Consider the following 16520-nt stretch of genomic DNA (forward strand, 5'->3'; position numbering starts at 1 on the left):
CATAAATGCTAGGGTGACGCATAGGTTCAGCAATGAGGATGGCAGGGTATGGTTCGGTTGATGATTTGGGTTGTGATTGCTCTGCTGTCATTTTCCACGGCCCAGGCTCAAACGACGCCCACTGCACAGAAGGAACGGGTGGTCGGGCAATTCGGAGATTGGAGGATTCTGTGCGATTCCGCCGATAACAGCGATTGCTACATGGTCCAGAACGGGTCGGATGCCACTGGAAAACCCATCGTGGAATTTAGCCTGATCCGGCTGCAATCCGACCCCAATATTCCAGCCGGGGGTACGGTTATTGTGCCCTTGGGCACGGCCCTGCCGGAAGGGGTCGCCCTGCAAATCGATCAGGGGGAGCGGTTGCGCTATGTCTATGAATTCTGCGCCCCGGCCGGCTGCGTCGCCAATATGGCGCTGACGGCTGACCAGGTCCAATCGATGCAGGCCGGCGCGCGGGCAACCATCACTATTGCCAGGGCCGCCAATCCCGATGCGCCTATTGCGATACCCATCTCCCTGAATGGTTTCACCGCCGCCTATAAGGCCCTGGCACAGTAAGGGTCAGCCCCGCCCGCGATAGGGGGGGACGCCTTGATCGGGGATCCAGACCCCTTCCGGGGCGGGCCCAGTCTGATAGAAGACATCGATGGGAATCCCACCGCGCGGATACCAATACCCGCCGATGCGCAACCAGACCGGTTGCAGGAACTCCACTAAGCGCCGCGCAATTCAGCACACGCGCCGCCCTTCAATGCCGTTAGCATGGCGAAGGACAAATGGGCACATATCAGCGCCTCGCTTTCTATATGTCTATTATTTCTCGCAAGCCATCAAAACCAAATCTATCGGGTTTAGCGCTTGGTGTGTTTACACGCGACATACAATTATTCAGATTACAAGCTTGATTTTGAGTGGAATGAAAAATACGCTATGTTTATTAAAAATAGTAAATTGAGGATACTATGATTAAACTAACTGTTGGAGCTATTGCTCTTTTTACATTGATAGGCGCGTCAATTGTTTCAGCCCAGAATCTGTCCGGCCCTCAGAAAAATGCTGTCAGGTCTGCAGAGTCTTATCTAAGAATCGGAGGGTTTTCTCGTGAAGGCCTTATACAGCAATTGGCGTCTTCGTATGGTGACGGATATGAACTTGCTGATGCCACGGCGGCGGTTGACAGCCTTTCTATTGATTGGAATGAGCAAGCAGTTAGATTGGCCAAACAATACCTAAGTATGATGGGTTTCTCATGCAACGGCCTAATCGAGCAACTTTCGTCATCTGTGGGGGGTAAGTTTACAAGAAGCCAAGCAACGCATGGAGCAGAACAAGCCGGTGCCTGTTGAGGCCTATGTGATTTACATACTACGTTGAGGTTTCTGGTGATTAACTTTTGATGAACCAAATCGAACGAAGGAACCCCCACCACGTTATGGCGTGTCAATTATCGCCAGCGACGCACGCAGCATAGCTGCCGTCAAGCATATTAGAGAAAGCGAAGCCCTGACGGGGCTAAATGAAACTTTCAAATCCCAAAACTAGTGCTTCAGAAGAACTTCGTCAAAAGCGTTAGCATTGTTGTAGCTGATTTGGGCCGTAGCTTAGGCCAAGGGAAAAGTGGCGTGCTTATGCGCGCACCATTGCCTCAGCTTCTTGGGCATCGTCGAATGGCAGTTTCAGAATGATCCACCCAACAGTCAGACAAGTTTCAAGGTAGAATTTTCAGCCTTTGCCAGGGCTGCCAACCCGGATACATCGATTGCGATCCCCATCTCGCTGAACGGGTTTACGGCTGCCTATAAGGCCTTGTCGCAGTAATCCTTCACCCGCGCCCGCGATAGGGGGGGACGCCTTGATCGGGGATCCAGACACCGTCCGGGGCGGGCCCGGTCTGATAGAAGACATCAATGGGAATCCCGCCGCGCGGATACCAATACCCGCCGATGCGCAGCCAGACCGGTTGCAGGAAGTCCACTAAGCGCCGCGCAATGCTGACCGTACAATCCTCATGAAACGCCCCGTGATTGCGGAATGATCCCAGATAGAGTTTCAGCGACTTGCTCTCCACCAGCCAATCGCCGGGCACATAGTCAATCACCAGATGCGCGAAGTCCGGCTGGCCCGTCATCGGACACAGCGAGGTGAATTCCGGTGCCACAAACCGCACCGCATAGGCCACCCCTTGCTGTGGATTAGCCACCCGCTCCAGCTCCGCCTCGTCAGGAGACCCCGGCAAAGCCACCTTCTGCCCCAATTGCGAAAGGTCTTTGTAAATATCATCGTTTGCCATGGGATCACCCAATCCATACCAGCCCAAAAGGCCGATTTAAGAATACGAAAAGTGAGAAAAATGGTGCTGTCGCAGGGAATTGAACCCTGGACCTCTCCCTTACCAAGGGAGTGCTCTACCCCTGAGCTACGACAGCGTTATCGTGGCGGCGGGCGATGTCTCGCCCAAGCGGGGCGGTGTATGCCATAAGGTTTGGACCGGTGCAAGCGCTTCGGACACGGACTTGACTTCGCCGCCGCCACCCGGCATTTCCTGCGTATGGCGACAGACAACAAGACATCGGAACGAGAGCGCGCACGCCTTCAGCGGCAGGCGGCGACCCTGCGTGCGAATTTGTTGAAAAGAAAGGCGCAACAACGCGCGAGACGCTTGGAAAACCAGGCCGAATCATCGGATGTTGAAGACGGGTCCAAAAACACCTGACTTTTGCCTTAGTCTCGCCTTTTGATATCAGCATTGTTCCCGAAATAAGGGCTGACTGTTTCCGTCCTGAAACCCTGTCGATCCGCCTGTCTGGTATATCCTGTCCTTTTGCCCAATTGAGAGGTTTGCATGTCCCCCCATGATCTAAATAATAGCCTGAATGAGTCGGCCCTGATGGCAGGGGTGCCGCATCCGGCAGAAGGAAAGACATCCGGCATGGACAAGGTTCGCATTATGGGCGGTACACCGCTGAAGGGGGAAATCCGGATCAGCGGCGCAAAGAATGCTGCCCTGAAACTGATGTGTGCGTCGATCCTGTCAGATCATGCCCTGACCCTGGACAATGTGCCGCGCCTGGCGGATATCCGCACCACCGCGCAATTGCTGGACAGCCTGGGCATTGGCGTAAAGTTTGAAGAGCCGGAAGGGGAAGCAGGCGCACAGCGACTGACCCTGACGGCGGGCAGCCTGAACAACACGGTCGCCGATTATGACATCGTGCGCAAGATGCGGGCCGGTATCCTGGTGCTGGGGCCGCTATTGGCGAAGCATCACAAGGCGCGGGTTTCCCTTCCCGGTGGCTGTGCGATTGGCACCCGCCCGGTTGATCTGCACCTCAAAGGTTTGACCCAGTTGGGGGCGGAGATTGAGCTGGAGAGTGGCTATATCGTCGCTGCTGCGCCCCAGGGGCTGGTCGGTGCCGATGTGACCTTCCCCTTTGTGTCGGTCGGGGCAACGGAAAACCTGATGATGGCGGCCACCCTGGCTAAGGGGCGCACACAATTATTCAATGCGGCGCGGGAGCCGGAAATCGTCGATCTGGCGAATTGCCTGATCGCGATGGGGGCCCAGATTACCGGCGCTGGCACGGACCGCATTGTGATTGAGGGCGTTGATGCCCTGAACGCCGCACAGCACACGGTTATGGCCGACCGGATTGAGACCGGCACCTATGCGATGGCAATTGCCGCCACGCGCGGGGATGCGACCCTTGTGGGTGCCTTGCCGGAAACATTGGGCGCGGCGATTGAGGCGATGCAGGCCGCGGGGGTGATCATCGATGCCGTCCCCAATGGCATGCGCATCCGCTGTGGCGCGCTGGTTGGGACCGATGTGATGACGGAACCTTATCCGGGCTTCCCCACCGATTTACAGGCCCAGATGATGGCACTGATGACGACCGCCCAGGGCGCGTCGATGCTGACCGAAACAATTTTTGAGAACCGCTTCATGCATGTGCCTGAACTCAGCCGCATGGGGGCCAATATCAACCTGCATGGGCGCTCTGCCATGGTGCGGGGCGTTACCCGCCTGACCGGCGCGCCGGTCATGGCAACCGATCTGCGCGCCTCAGTCGCCTTGGTGATCGCCGGTCTTGTTGCAACGGGCGAGACTTTTGTGAACCGGATTTATCATCTGGATCGCGGTTATGAGCGGCTTGATCTGAAACTGGCTGCCTGTGGGGCGCAAATTGAACGCATGGCGGGATAAGGTGCCGGATTTGGGGAGGGGGCTATGGGCCGTCTGATTGCCAGCCTGCCGCAATATGATCTGCCCTTCCTGAAGGCCGATACCGATGCGTGGTGGCAGGGGATCGCCCGTCACCTGCGCGATCAGGACCTGCCAGATGTGCCGGACCACCTGACCCGCATTGAGGATAATGAGCGCAATTGGCGCAATCCGAACCTGTTGGTCACGCAAACCTGCGGCTATCCCCTGATGACAGAATTGCAGCAGGACCTGCGGGCGGTGGCAACGCCGGTCTTTAACTGTGAAGGCTGTGCGGGCGGCACCTATTCCAGTGCGGTGATTGTTCATGCACATTCGGACTATCAGGACCTGGCGGATCTGCGCGGGCACCGTGTCGCGATCAACAATTGGAATTCCCATTCCGGCATGAATGCCCTGCGCCATTCTGTTGCCCCCCTGGCCGAGGGAAAGGCGTTCTTTTCACAGGTTCTTGTGTCCGGCGGGCATGTCCTGTCCATGCAGGCGGTTGCGGCCGGGCGGGCGGATGTTGCCGCGATCGACAGTGTCACCTGGGCCTTGATGCGGCGTTATCAGCCGGAGGCGTCGAAGACCCTGCGCATTCTGACCTGGACCGCCCCCGCACCCTCGCTGCCCTATGCGGTGCGGATTGAGGCGGATGAACAGACCTTTCAGAAGGTACAGGCGGCCCTGATCGCAGCAGGCGCAGACCCCGATCTTGCCCCGGTGCGGGATCGATTGCTGTTGAAGGGATTCATTCCCTGCGACACACCGGATTATCAAACCATGCTGGATTTTCGCAGCCAGGCGGAGGCGCTGGGCTATCCGGTCTTGGCCTGAGGCGGCCCCCGTGACAGACTTTTCACGACATGCTTACCGATAGGATGACAATGCGCCCTTGGGCTGATCTGACGACAGAAGAATTTGATGGGCTGGACCTGGCGCGCACCATTGCCGTGCTGCCGCTGGGGGCGACGGAACAGCATGGCCCGCATCTGCCGCTATCGGTCGATACCGACCTGGCCCAGGCCGTGCTGGCGCGGGTGGCAGATAAGGTCGATCCGGCCTTGACCGTTCTGACCCTGCCGGTTCAGGCCATCGGGCGCAGTGTGGAACATGAACACTTCGCCGGCACGCTCAGCCTGTCTGCCGAAACCACGATCCGCGTCTGGATGGAAATCGGCGCCTGTGTTGCGCGGGCAGGAGTTAAGAAGCTGGTCCTGTTCAACGGCCATGGCGGCAATGTGTCGGTTATGGACATCGTCGCACGGGACTTGCGGGCCCAGCACGGCCTGCTGACCGCCCACACCTCCTGGTATGCCCTGTCGGGGCAGGAAGGCGTGTTGGATGCCCAGGAATTGATCCATGGCATCCATGGCGGTCAGATGGAAACCAGCGCCATGCTGGCCGCCCATCCGGACCGTGTGAAAATGGCCAAGGCCCAGGATTTCCCGTCCAAAGGCGCAGACTGGGCGAAGACCCACAGCCATGTCGGTGTCGGCGGAAAGCCCGTCAAACTGGGCTGGCTGATGGGGGATCTGAACAAAGACGGGGCTGCGGGAAATGCCAAAGCCGCCAGCGCAGAAATCGGCGAGACCCTGCTGACCACCGCCGCCACCCGCTTCGCCGAATTCCTCTCAGAATTCGATGCGATGGATGGTTAGTGTGATGTGCGCTCATGCGGGCGCATGATGCTCTAAAACAACGATAACTGATCCGTTGGTTTTTTCTTTGGCGCAGGGTCTGGTTCGGGGGTTTCGTCCAGGGTGACGGGGGCTGTCAGGCTGGAATCGTCATTGCGCACGTCGTTGAGCGCACGGGAGATGGGGTGGTAGGTCAGGATGCGGGGGCCGGTATAGGGCTGCATCGTGGCGGCAGCCGCATCTTCCGGGCCGCTGAGCCAGGTTTCGAACAGATCACTGTCCAGGATGACCGGCATGCGGTGGTGCAGGTCGGCCAGGGCGGCGTTGGCCTCTGTGGTGACGATGCTGCAGGTCTCCACATCCGATCCGTCCGCGCCCTGCCATCTTTCCCACAATCCGGCAAAGGCGAAGACAGTGGCGTCTTCAAAGGCAATGCGGAAGGGCTGTTTTGCGCCACCAATGGTTTTCCATTCATAAAAGGCGTCCGCAGGGATCAGGCAGCGGCGGCGGCGGAAGGCGGTTTTAAAGGATGGCTTTTCCTGAACCGTCTCCGCCCTTGCATTGATCATCTTCGCGCCAATGGAGGGGTCTTTGGACCAACTGGGGATCAGGCCCCAGCGGGCCATAAAGGCACTGCGCCCCTGATCATCGCGGCGCACGGCCAGCACTGCCTGGGTCGGGGCGATGTTATAGCGGGCGGGCAGGTTCGGGATCTGGCTGAAGCCGAACAATTTCCGAATGCCGTCCACCGGCGTGGTCAGGGAATAACGCCCGCACATGTCAGCCTGTCTCGCCTTTTACAGTTTTGATGGGGGGCAGCATAGTCGATCGATCCCTTACCGCACCATAATTTGTGCCAGATCGACCAGATCATTGGCGACCACGTCCCAGTTTGACTCAGCCTTCAAATCGCCCTTCTGTCCGGGGCCATATTCGACTGGCCTTGGAAAGAAAGCGGTTTTCAGACCGGTCGCGCGGGCTGCGGCCAGATCGCCATTATGGGCGGCCACCATCATGACCTGATCGGGCGGCAGGTCCAGGGCAGCGGCGCTGGCAAGATAGACCTTCGGGTCCGGCTTATAGCCCTGGGCAATCTCCGCTCCCAGAATATGATCCCAGGGCAGGGACCCAAATTTGGCCAGATTGGTCATCAGGCTGACCGAGCCATTGGAGCATGTCCCGAGGGTGAAATGCCGCTTCAGCGTGGTTAGGCCCAATACACTGTCCGGCCAGGGTGGCAGCTTCTCCCAGGCGCGGTTCAGATTGGCCTTTTGCGCGGCGCTGAGATCTTTCTGCAGGCCAAAATCCGCCAGGGTCGCTTCCAGGTTTTCCAGATGCAGGTTATCCAGTGCGACATAGGGGCGATTGCCGCTGCGCACCTCCTGCATCTTGGGCTGATACTTGCCGCGCCAGGCATCGGCAAAGGCCAGCGGGTCCACGGGCAACCCCGCCTCCCGCACGGCATTGGCAACCCCATTGCGCCAGTCCACAACGGTTCCGAAGACATCAAAGATCAAAGCTTTTACCACGGAGGGGCGGTCCTTATACGATAACACCCTGTGAGTATGAGAGGGGCAGGGCCTATCGACAAGTGCTGCTGCCTATTGGTCTGGGAAATATTCGATATGGGTTTCGGCTTTGCGCCCGATATACAGCGCGCGGCGACCGCAGAATGACACGATATACCCAGCACAGCCCGCCATGGCCGCCTTTTCACAGAATCCCTGATAGGTATAGCCGGATACTTGTTGCTGTGCGTCGCGGATCGCAGCCTGCATGCGGGTTGTATCAAATGCCGGTGCGATTGCTGAATCGACCCTGTGTGTTGGCAGTTCGATGCTCTCCCCCTCGGGCAAATAGTAGGTTGCGGTCGCTCGTCGGAAGTCGATCGCATAGCTTTCAAATCCAGCGTCACTCAAGGCTCCCACGATCTGTGGAAAGGCCATGGTGTTTCCTTCCGCCGCCTTAAGGCAGGTTTGGGCAATGGTTTTGTGGTGTTCGTTCATATCGGGGTCTCGGAAAGAGGGGGGATTGTGCTTATTTAATCGGAATGGTGGTCATCTGGCCGCGTTGGGCCAGGCTTTTCAGCAAACGGATCAGTGTTTCGCGTTCCTCCGGGGTCAGTGCGTCAAAGAATTCTGCATCATTGAAATCTGCAAGTGCCGCTAGGTCCGGCACCAGGGCGCGACCCGCTTCGGTCAGGGCAAGGGTTTGTGCGCGGCCATCCTGAGCATTGGCCTGGCGCAGGATCAGGGATTTTGCAATCAATCGGTCGGCAAGCTTGGTGATTGCGCCCCTGGTCAGTCCCATCCCTTGCGCCAGGTGGCTGGGCGGTATCGCGTCTGTATCATACAGCGCGCGCATGACACACCATTCAGCAACAGTTATCCCCTTGTCCGCCAGTTTGGCCGCGAAGGCGGCAGAGACATGATTGGACACCATACGCAGCCAGTAGCCGATATGCGCGGTAAGGTCCGAAATAGGGCGCGTGGGGGGCATAAAACCTCCAATAATTGACTAGGAAACTATACGAGGATAGTTTCCTAGTCAATTAATGTCGGAAGGATTGGTTTTTGATGTGCCGCAAAGAAAAAACCCTCCCGATTTGGGAGGGTTTTCTTAAAGAGAGCGCAAGCTGATTATTGGCAGCTCAGGCATTCCTCGTAATCCGGCTGGACGGCCTTTGGCATTTCGCCCGCATTCACCAGACCCGCAAAGGGTAGGGAGACGGTGCCAGATGCCTTGATACGGACCGTGTCGTCGGCCTCTGCCCGCTGGATCGATTTGGAGCGGCAGTAATACAGGCTTTTCACGCCCTGCTTCCACGCCCGCATATGCAATTGATGCAGGTCGCGCTTATGGATGTCAGCCGGCAGGAACAGATTCAGCGATTGTGCCTGACAGATATACTGGGACCGATCCCCCGCATGATCCACCAGCCAGCGCTGATCAATTTCAAAGGCCGTCTTATAAACATCCTTTTCTTCATCGGTCAGGAAGTCCAGATGCTGGACAGAGCCTTCATTGATGGAGATGGAAGACCAGGTATCGTCGTCATCCTTGCCCTTTTCCGCCAACAGGGCCTTCAAGTGCCGGTTGCGAACGGTGAAGGAGCCGCTGAGCGTTTTATGGGTAAAGCTGTTCGCCGCTATCGGCTCAATCCCAGGTGATGTGCCGCCACAGATGATGGAGATCGACGCCGTGGGCGCAATCGCCATTTTGTTGGAAAACCGCTCCATAATGCCAAATTCAGCGGCATCGGGGCAGGCCCCGCGTTCTTCTGCCAATTGCTTGGAGGCTGCATCGGCCTGAATGCGGATATGTTTGAACATGCGTGTGTTCCACACCTTGGCCATGACGCCTTCCATCGGGATTTTCATCGCCTGTAGGAAGGAATGGAAGCCCATCGTGCCCAGACCGACAGAGCGTTCACGCATCGCGGAATATTTCGCCTTTTCAAACTCGGATCCGGCATTGTTGATGAAATCCTGCATCACATTGTCCAGGAAACGCATCACGTCCGGGATCAGCATCTCCTCATCCTGCCAATCCAGAAATGTTTCTAGATTGAGGGAAGAGAGGCAGCAGACAGCGGTGCGATCCTTGCCATGATGATCGATGCCGGTCGGCAGGGTGATTTCTGAACACAGATTTGAGGTTTTGACCGTCAATCCTGCCAGCTTTTGCTGTTCGGGCAGGTTCCGGTTCACGTGATCGCCATAGACGATATAGGGTTCGCCGGTTTCGATGCGTGCCGTCAGGATGCGGATCCAAAGGTCGCGGGCGCGCACCATACGGACCATCTTCTGATCCTTAGGCGAAACCAGCTTCCATTCTTCATCATTCTCAACCGCGCGCATGAAGTCGTCGGTAATGACGATTCCGTGGTGCAGGTTCTGTGCCTTGCGGTTGGGATCGCCACCGGTCGGGCGGCGAATTTCGATGAATTCTTCGACTTCTGGGTGCCAGATCGGCAGATAGACGGCCGCAGAGCCCCGACGCAGGGAGCCCTGGCTGATCGCCAGCGTCAGGGAATCCATGACGCGGATGAAGGGCACGACACCGGATGTCTTGCCATTGCCGCCGACGGTTTCACCGATAGAGCGCAGATTGCCCCAATAGCTGCCAATGCCGCCGCCACGGGCCGCCAGCCAGACATTTTCGTTCCACAGGCTGACAATGCCTTCCAGGCTGTCATTGCTTTCATTCAGAAAACAGCTGATCGGCAGGCCGCGCTTCGTCCCGCCATTCGACAGGATCGGGGTGGCGGGCATGAACCAAAGTTTGGAGATATAATCATACAGGCGCTGGGCATGGGCCGAGTCATCCGCATAATGCATCGCGACACGGGCGAACATGTCCTGATAGCTTTCATCCTGCATCAGATAGCGGTCTTTAAGAGTCGCCTTGCCAAATTCCGTCAGCAACGCATCACGGCTGCGATCCACGTGAACCTGGATGCCGCGCTCGTTCTGCTTAAGGTCACGCATCTGGATACCCAGATCGCCTTCTTCCTGCTGTGGGGCTTCCTGCTGTGGGGAGGGGGCGCGCGTATTCTGCGCGGCCTTGTTCAGCTTGGCGTCGAGGTCTTCGAACAGAGCGTCGTCTTGTGACGCTTTCATGGATCCGTCTGGCACGTGTCTTACCCCCAAGTCATTCGGTCCGATGCGACCATCTCGGTTCAATCTGTTATCCCCAGCTTGTCGTCCCCCCAAAGGGTCTGCCTGAACCCGCTAAATAGCATAGGGTTAGGCCAAACTGCAGGACGCTTTTGCTCCCGTTATTCACAGGCTGTGGACTGAATTCCTGTGGATATTAACGATATTACCCACAAGATATCGACCTTCTTTGCTGCGAGACACAAGATATAGCGAACCGCGAGTCCGTGTCAAAGGCAAAAATGACAAGTTTGAGACTCAATTGAGGCTCATGCGCTCTACATCGGAAAGCGGGGGAAGTTATTGTGATTCTGTTTGGAAGACAGGCGGCTAAAGAAAGGGATGGCGCTTGTTCACATCGCCTGATGCCGACAGGATGATGGCAACGGGGCGGGTCGCAGCGAAATTGGCGCAAACGATCATGGCAATAACCATGAAGGGCATTGATAAAACCATACCCACAACGCCCCAGATCTGGCCGAATATCGCCAAGGACAACAGAATGACTAGAGGGCTGAGATTCAAGGACCTGCCCATCAGGCGTGGCTCGATCAAATTGCCGACAGCCAATTGAACGCTGGTCAGCACTGTTCCTGTGACAACAAAAGGAATCAGCGAGTCGAACTGGACCAGGGTCAAAAGTGCTGGGAAGGCAACGCCCACCAATGAGCCAATATAAGGAATAAAGTTCAGGATGAAGATCAGCACGGCCCAAAAACCGGCAAAATCCACCCCGACCGCCGCCATGACGCCATAGCTGAATATGCCGGTGATCGCGCTTACAAAGGTTTTCAGTCCGATATAGGTTTGGATGTCCTTTGTGATCTCTTCGATCATTTCTTGTGCGCGCTTGCGATCATCTGTCTTCTGGAACAGGGCCTTCACCTTCTTCCCGAAAGTCACCTGTTCCAACAGAATGAAGATGATATAGAATAATACCGTCATCATGTTGCCGGTGATTGCCGCGACAGCACTGACGGTGCTGCCCAAGGTTTTCCCAACATCGATCTGTTTGATAAGTTCCTGCACGCTGGGAAGCTCCCGCACGCCAAAAAAGGCGAGGCTGTTATCCAGCATTGATCGGATATTTTCTTCATAACCCGGCAGGGCTGCGGTGACGTCGGCAATATTGCTGCGAATCAAATTCGCCAGGAAGATGAAACCGGCGATGAAAACAAGAATGGAAATCGTCATGCCTGCCCAGGTCGGAAGATGGCGACCGAAAAAGGATGTTTTGGTCAACCGGATCGCAAGGGAATCCAATAAGATTACGACGAAAACTGCGATGACAAAGGGAAGCAGGATCGCTTCTGCAACGACCATCAGATAAATGAACAGGGCGACAATGGAAAAGGCCGCGAAAACAGTGATGACCCTGAAATTTGTCCGGGGTCCGCTTGGGGCAGGGGGCTCTTCCGACATCGCAGCCTTTTCCTAGAGCAAATTTTACGTAAACAGACTCATTTTCGACGGTACAGTTTGGTTTAAACAAAACACTAAGTCATCTGACTAGCATATGCGCGCGCATGGCGCGCTCCCTGTGGGACCGGATACACGGATCAACTCTGTGCATCCGGTCGACCAGGGTGTCTGCTATGCGGACGTTGTGGCCGCAGAATTGTTGCTGGATGCGCTATCATCCTTGCGGCGATACGCGACCCCGCAATGCGCCTGGCAATATGGCTTGCCCGGCACTGCGCTTTTGCCACAGAAGTGGAATTCGTCTGTGCCTGGATGACCAATCGGCCATTGGCAGTGACGCTCTACAACATTGGGAATCGGCAGCGGGGTGTGTCGTTTCACCTGTTGCGGCCTGGATGACAGACCCAGACGGTGCGCTTTTCCGATTACCGCATTGCGCGTAACACCGCCAAGTTTCTCAGCGATTTGGCGTGCGGTGTATCCATTCGTCCACATTCCCTTGAGGAGGGTGACGCGATCATCTGTCCATTCCATGGTGCACCTCTTCGTGTTTTCGCCGGACCTCCCCCCGTAGGGCGTCTCGCCTGGCCGTTGGTCGTGATGCTGGCCGAATTCGGCGTAGCTCTCCCGCGCGCACGGAATCTTCCCCCGTCCGCTAAACCAATAGATATTGTGGTCTATTTGCTTGCCAGCACAATATACGGCTATTTTTTGAGTCTCAAGAAGAAAAAACGATTCGAGTGAGATTCTCTGCGGAGCGTGGCGATTCTATGGGAAGGTCAAGTCTTCAAGGGGCGAAAATTTGGTCGATTATGCTCAGAATCGTGGACTCATGTCGGTTAGAATCGCCGTTATTTTCACGTTTCCGCAGCGAATCGGGTCGAAATTGAGGACACAATATCTTGTGTTCCCATCAATTCAACTATGACGGGCAACCTGTCCCAGAGAAGGCCAGTTTGGTCGTGTGGCGATATCTTTGCTGCCACAGCCGGAGCAGCGAAGCCGGGCCCCGATCTCCGGCACCGGAATGGTTGGGCCAAACCGCGCAACCAGAACCGCCGTTGCGACAACCGCATTGTGGCCACAACGATTGCACCAACAGAAGATATCAATCGCGTCTTGGGTCAGATCCCCGAGAACGGTTTGGACACGGTGAGATTCTTGTCGGCGCAGATCGTTTTCTTTGATACGGCCCATTACACACTCATTTGTTCGATTAAATACCATTATTTGTTCTCTTAATGATCTTTTGTAGCATCAAGAGAAAATCAGAACAAGATAAGAATATATGAATGCGATGAGTCTTGATATCTATCGGGGGGCGCTGATGTCACCGATTAGAAATCACGGGGTCTCTTTTAATATTCCGTGATTTCAGCAGGGCTGCCGTCCAGGGGATAGACATGAAGCATGCGCGGCGTTTGGCGGCGCGCGGTCTGAATATCAGGGAAGCTGAATTTCTGAAGTGTTATGCCGATAAGACCCAGCCGATTGTTGCTGTGATCCTGCAGCGGCATTAGAAGCCGCTCGCCCATCGCAGGCTGAGGGCGTTCGCCAAACAGAATGCCTTTCAACAGCACCAGAGACGGACGCTCGATACAAGCCCGGAAATAGACATTTACCCGCGGGAGTGCTTCTGCGGGCGTTATCTCGTCCAGATACTTTCCGATAATCCCATTTTGATAGCGGCTGTTAATTTCTTCGCCTGCCAGTCGATAGCGCAGGCGGTCTGTTGCCGGCTCTGCTTCAATCAGGAACACATGCGGCAGGGCCGTGGTAAAGGCGATAGGATCGACCGCTCTGCGGTCTGGAATCCTCGGAGTCTCGTCCTGCCACAGGCTGCCCCAATGGGAGAGTAAAAGGATGCATTGTTCATTCGACAGTTCGGCCTTTACTCCGTCGAATGCGGTTTTCCAGTTCGGAAACAGACCCTGCATTTCGCCTTACAACTCCGATGCTTCAAGGGCTTTATGGAAGGCTTTGACGGCGGCATCCGGACCATTGGGATGGGACCAGACGGCCGATACAGCACAGATAAATTCACAACGCGTTTCCAAAACAGATGCCAGATTCTGGGGCGTCAGGCCACCAACCGCCACGCAAGGAACTTCCATCATCTCTGCCCACCAGGTCAAGGTGTCCAAGGCACCAGCAGCGGCTGGCAGATCCTTCGTGCCAGTGTCAAAGATTGGCCCGAAGGACACATAATCCGCGCCCGCTTCGGCCACATCCATACTGGTATGGCGCGACGTTCCGCAACTAACCCCGACAATGGCATCATCGCCCAGGATCTTTTTCGCCGCCTTGACGGATTTCACATCGGGCGTGTCCAGATGCACACCATCGCATCCCAGATACGCTGCCAGTTTGGCATTCCCATTTAACAGAAAGGCCGTGTCATGAGATTTGACCTCCGCCAGGACCAGAGTCGCTGCAGTGCGGATTTCATCCTCTGTCGCATCAGGCATCCACAACTGAAGACAGGCCACCGGCCCGCCCTGCAATGCCGCCCGAACCTGGGCGGCAAACGCTTCCGGTTCAAATCGGGGTGGGCTGACCAGATACAGCTGAGGCGCAACCGGGTCGGTCATGCTTTTCCTTGATAGATCTTGATGATCTGGTCCAGCATCGCCAGAGCTTCTGCGCGGGGGCGCTGGAACGTATTGCGCCCGATGATGGAGCCATTGGCCCCCCCGTCGCGCAGACCGCGGATTTCTTCGTACAGCCCATCCAGACCCTTCGCGGCCCCGCCGGAGAAGACGACAATGCGTCGGCCATTGAAGGACGATTGCATCACATGTTCAACCCGTTTCGCCAGGGTGGAAATGTCAATCTTCTGGGCTTCATAAACCTTCTTGGCGTCGGCCTGTTCCAGATGTGCCGTGGGCGGTTTCACCTTGATGATATGAGCACCCAGTTGTGCGGCCAGATGGGCGGCATAGGCACAGACATCCATCGCAGTCTCGCCCTCTTTCGACAAATCCCCGCCGCGCGGATAGGACCAGATTACGACGGCCAGGCCAACGGATTTGGCCTCTTCCGCCATTTCGCGAATCTCTTCGATCAGCTCATTGGCATAGTCAGAGCAGGGATAAATCGTAAAGCCGATGGCGGCGCAGCCCAGCTTCAGGGCATCGCCCACCGATGCAGTAATCGCCTGATCCTTGGTCGTTGCCCAGCTGTTAGAGCTGTTGACCTTCAGGATGGTTGGGATTTGGCCGGCAAAGGTATCAGCACCAGCTTCCAACTGTCCCAGGGGCGCGGCATAGGCGTTCAGGCCTGCGTCAACGGCCAACTGATAATGATAGTGCGGGTCATAAGCCGCCGGATTTGGCGCAAAGGATCGCGCCGGGCCATGCTCAAACCCCTGATCAACAGGCAGGATCACCATCTTGCCGGTCCCGGCCAACCGACCCTGCATCAGGATCGAGGCGATATTGCGCTTCGTGCCCGGCGTGTCGCTTTCGTAATAGGACAGGATTTTCTTAACTTTTGGGGTGATTTTCATGGTTCCGACCCTTTTGATCTTTGGCGCAGATTGGCAAATAAGCTGGCGCGGGTTGTGCTTAGAAGTCGGGATAGGCAAATACACGCAAGAGGCCTGATATGCAACGCTTCTGGCACCGAGGACCCGGAATTGAGCGCCTTTTGATTATCTGAAGCCAGGTGCAGATTTGAAAATCTGCGTTATGGCCTCAATCGCGGCGCGGATCAGCGGTGTTTTCGCCATATCGCGATGCATCAACAGCCAATGTTTCTGGGCAAGGTCTGGAAGTGAGTCCTCAAGTCTGACCAGATTCGGATTTTGATACCCCAGAAAATCTGGCAGCACCGTTCGTCCACTCCCCGCTTCACATATCGTCATGGCAGAAAGTTCATTGCCCGCCAGATAATGTGGCACAGATTTGCTTTTGTCCTCAATCCAGCGCCGATTCAGGCTGAAATTTGTTTGGCCCGCATCGGGGGCAATCCAGCGAATGGGACCATTTCCTTTAGACAGGTCCGCCTCATATTGCGCCGTGCTGTATACAGCATAAGTGGCTGTGCCCAGTCCCTTGGACAACAGATTTGCACTGTCGGGCAGGCATTGCCTGATCAACAGGTCTGCCTCCATTCGCATAAGATCTGCGGAGTTTTGTGAGGCATCCAGGGAAAATTCTGCATGGGGTAACGCTGACTGCAAATCTGGCATGCGACGGGCCAGCACATGACCGATCGACAGATCACAGGAAATCCGCACGCGCCCGGTCATTCCTGTATCCAGCGCCGCGCTTTGGCGCAGAAAGGCTCTGGCCTCCCGCTCTGTTGATTCTGCAACCGGCAACAGGTCCGTACCCGCCCGCGTAAGAAAAAAACCTTCCGGCAGGCGGTCAAACAGACGGGTATTCAGGGCAGATTCCAGGGCTTTTATACGACGCCCAGCGGTGGGCTGGCTGATGGCAAGACTGCGCGCGGCTTGGGACAAAGACCCTTCTCTCGCCACAGCCAGAAAAACGCGGATGTCATCCCATGACATTTTATACATCGCCACCATGACGTCATTCTATCAAAGACCACGGCGACCGCACCATTCATTTTTGAATATCATTCATT

Annotated in this window: 19 protein-coding genes, 1 tRNA gene and 1 pseudogene; 6 read left to right on the plus strand and 15 right to left on the minus strand. The window is 56.1% G+C overall.

The genetic code is table 11. From position 1 onward, the window contains the following. The first annotated feature begins 48 nt into the window (after nt 1-48). On the plus strand, nt 49-561 hold the full coding sequence (locus ACOSDM_RS18245) for an invasion associated locus B family protein (RefSeq protein WP_420726000.1): 513 nt from the start codon (nt 49-51) through the stop codon (nt 559-561). A 3-nt stretch (nt 562-564) separates the two neighbouring features. Here the strand turns inward: ACOSDM_RS18245 and ACOSDM_RS18250 are convergent. After that, nucleotides 565-732 (minus strand): annotated as a pseudogene (locus ACOSDM_RS18250) (NADPH-dependent 7-cyano-7-deazaguanine reductase QueF); the annotation flags it as partial. Nucleotides 733-965: 233 nt separating this feature from the next. Between ACOSDM_RS18250 and ACOSDM_RS18255 the strand changes: the two are divergent. Next, entirely contained in the window at nt 966-1349 is a 384-nt protein-coding gene (locus ACOSDM_RS18255; protein ID WP_420726001.1) for an Ltp family lipoprotein, read from the plus strand. Between the two features lie 271 nt (nt 1350-1620). Then, complete coding sequence (locus tag ACOSDM_RS18260; RefSeq protein WP_420726002.1) at nt 1621-1821, plus strand: hypothetical protein; 201 nt, start codon at nt 1621-1623, stop codon at nt 1819-1821. Nucleotides 1822-1825: 4 nt separating this feature from the next. Here the strand turns inward: ACOSDM_RS18260 and queF are convergent, their stop codons facing one another. After that, nucleotides 1826-2293, minus strand: a complete 468-nt coding sequence (queF, locus tag ACOSDM_RS18265) for a preQ(1) synthase (RefSeq protein WP_420726003.1) — start codon at nt 2291-2293, stop codon at nt 1826-1828. Between the two features lie 61 nt (nt 2294-2354). After that, nucleotides 2355-2429 (minus strand) — tRNA-Thr (locus ACOSDM_RS18270). 503 nt (nt 2430-2932) lie between these two features. On the opposite strand from ACOSDM_RS18270, the gene murA reads away from it, so the two are divergent. Genes murA through ACOSDM_RS18285 form a run of 3 tightly spaced genes read left to right on the plus strand, consistent with a single transcriptional unit; the run spans nt 2933 to nt 5868 of the window. After that, complete coding sequence (gene murA / locus ACOSDM_RS18275) at nt 2933-4207, plus strand: UDP-N-acetylglucosamine 1-carboxyvinyltransferase (RefSeq protein ID WP_420726068.1); 1275 nt, start codon at nt 2933-2935, stop codon at nt 4205-4207. Between the two features lie 24 nt (nt 4208-4231). Beyond that, nucleotides 4232-5044 (plus strand): phosphate/phosphite/phosphonate ABC transporter substrate-binding protein, encoded by an 813-nt coding sequence (locus ACOSDM_RS18280; RefSeq protein ID WP_420726004.1) that lies wholly within the window; start codon nt 4232-4234, stop codon nt 5042-5044. A 50-nt stretch (nt 5045-5094) separates the two neighbouring features. Further along, on the plus strand, nt 5095-5868 hold the full coding sequence (locus ACOSDM_RS18285; RefSeq protein ID WP_420726005.1) for a creatininase family protein: 774 nt from the start codon (nt 5095-5097) through the stop codon (nt 5866-5868). 32 nt (nt 5869-5900) lie between these two features. On the opposite strand, the gene ACOSDM_RS18290 is transcribed toward ACOSDM_RS18285, so the two are convergent. The 12 genes from ACOSDM_RS18290 to ACOSDM_RS18345 all read right to left on the minus strand — a co-directional run bounded on the left by ACOSDM_RS18290 (nt 5901) and on the right by ACOSDM_RS18345 (nt 16443). Beyond that, nucleotides 5901-6626, minus strand: coding sequence for an SOS response-associated peptidase (locus ACOSDM_RS18290; protein ID WP_420726006.1), 726 nt, complete (start codon nt 6624-6626; stop codon nt 5901-5903). A 57-nt stretch (nt 6627-6683) separates the two neighbouring features. Then, nucleotides 6684-7376, minus strand: a complete 693-nt coding sequence (locus ACOSDM_RS18295; protein WP_420726007.1) for a haloacid dehalogenase type II — start codon at nt 7374-7376, stop codon at nt 6684-6686. A 72-nt stretch (nt 7377-7448) separates the two neighbouring features. After that, nucleotides 7449-7853, minus strand: a complete 405-nt coding sequence (locus ACOSDM_RS18300; RefSeq protein WP_420726008.1) for a DUF1398 domain-containing protein — start codon at nt 7851-7853, stop codon at nt 7449-7451. Nucleotides 7854-7884: 31 nt separating this feature from the next. Further along, a complete protein-coding gene (locus tag ACOSDM_RS18305; RefSeq protein ID WP_420726009.1) occupies nt 7885-8346 on the minus strand; it encodes a MarR family winged helix-turn-helix transcriptional regulator in 462 nt (153 codons plus the stop codon). Nucleotides 8347-8486: 140 nt separating this feature from the next. After that, complete coding sequence (locus ACOSDM_RS18310) at nt 8487-10337, minus strand: ribonucleoside-diphosphate reductase subunit alpha (protein WP_420726069.1); 1851 nt, start codon at nt 10335-10337, stop codon at nt 8487-8489. Between the two features lie 498 nt (nt 10338-10835). Beyond that, nucleotides 10836-11927 (minus strand): AI-2E family transporter, encoded by a 1092-nt coding sequence (locus tag ACOSDM_RS18315; RefSeq protein ID WP_420726010.1) that lies wholly within the window; start codon nt 11925-11927, stop codon nt 10836-10838. A 171-nt stretch (nt 11928-12098) separates the two neighbouring features. Beyond that, nucleotides 12099-12461, minus strand: coding sequence for a GcrA family cell cycle regulator (locus ACOSDM_RS18320; RefSeq protein ID WP_420726011.1), 363 nt, complete (start codon nt 12459-12461; stop codon nt 12099-12101). 384 nt (nt 12462-12845) lie between these two features. Then, nucleotides 12846-13124 carry a hypothetical protein gene (locus tag ACOSDM_RS18325; protein WP_420726012.1) on the minus strand — a complete coding sequence of 93 codons (279 nt, stop codon included), beginning with the start codon at nt 13122-13124 and terminating at the stop codon, nt 12846-12848. Between the two features lie 161 nt (nt 13125-13285). Beyond that, nucleotides 13286-13864 carry a PAS domain-containing protein gene (locus tag ACOSDM_RS18330; RefSeq protein WP_420726013.1) on the minus strand — a complete coding sequence of 193 codons (579 nt, stop codon included), beginning with the start codon at nt 13862-13864 and terminating at the stop codon, nt 13286-13288. A 6-nt stretch (nt 13865-13870) separates the two neighbouring features. Further along, entirely contained in the window at nt 13871-14518 is a 648-nt protein-coding gene (locus tag ACOSDM_RS18335) for a thiamine phosphate synthase (protein ID WP_420726014.1), read from the minus strand. After that, nucleotides 14515-15435: a class I fructose-bisphosphate aldolase gene (locus ACOSDM_RS18340; protein ID WP_420726015.1), complete on the minus strand. Its 921-nt coding sequence runs from the start codon at nt 15433-15435 to the stop codon at nt 14515-14517. The genes ACOSDM_RS18335 and ACOSDM_RS18340 overlap by 4 nt, the downstream gene beginning before the upstream one ends. 144 nt (nt 15436-15579) lie before the next feature. Beyond that, nucleotides 15580-16443 (minus strand): LysR family transcriptional regulator, encoded by an 864-nt coding sequence (locus ACOSDM_RS18345; protein WP_420726016.1) that lies wholly within the window; start codon nt 16441-16443, stop codon nt 15580-15582. Nucleotides 16444-16520 lie beyond the last annotated feature (77 nt).

This window comes from Hwanghaeella sp. LZ110 (assembly GCF_048892525.1).
GTDB lineage: Bacteria > Pseudomonadota > Alphaproteobacteria > UBA8366 > Aestuariispiraceae > Pacificispira.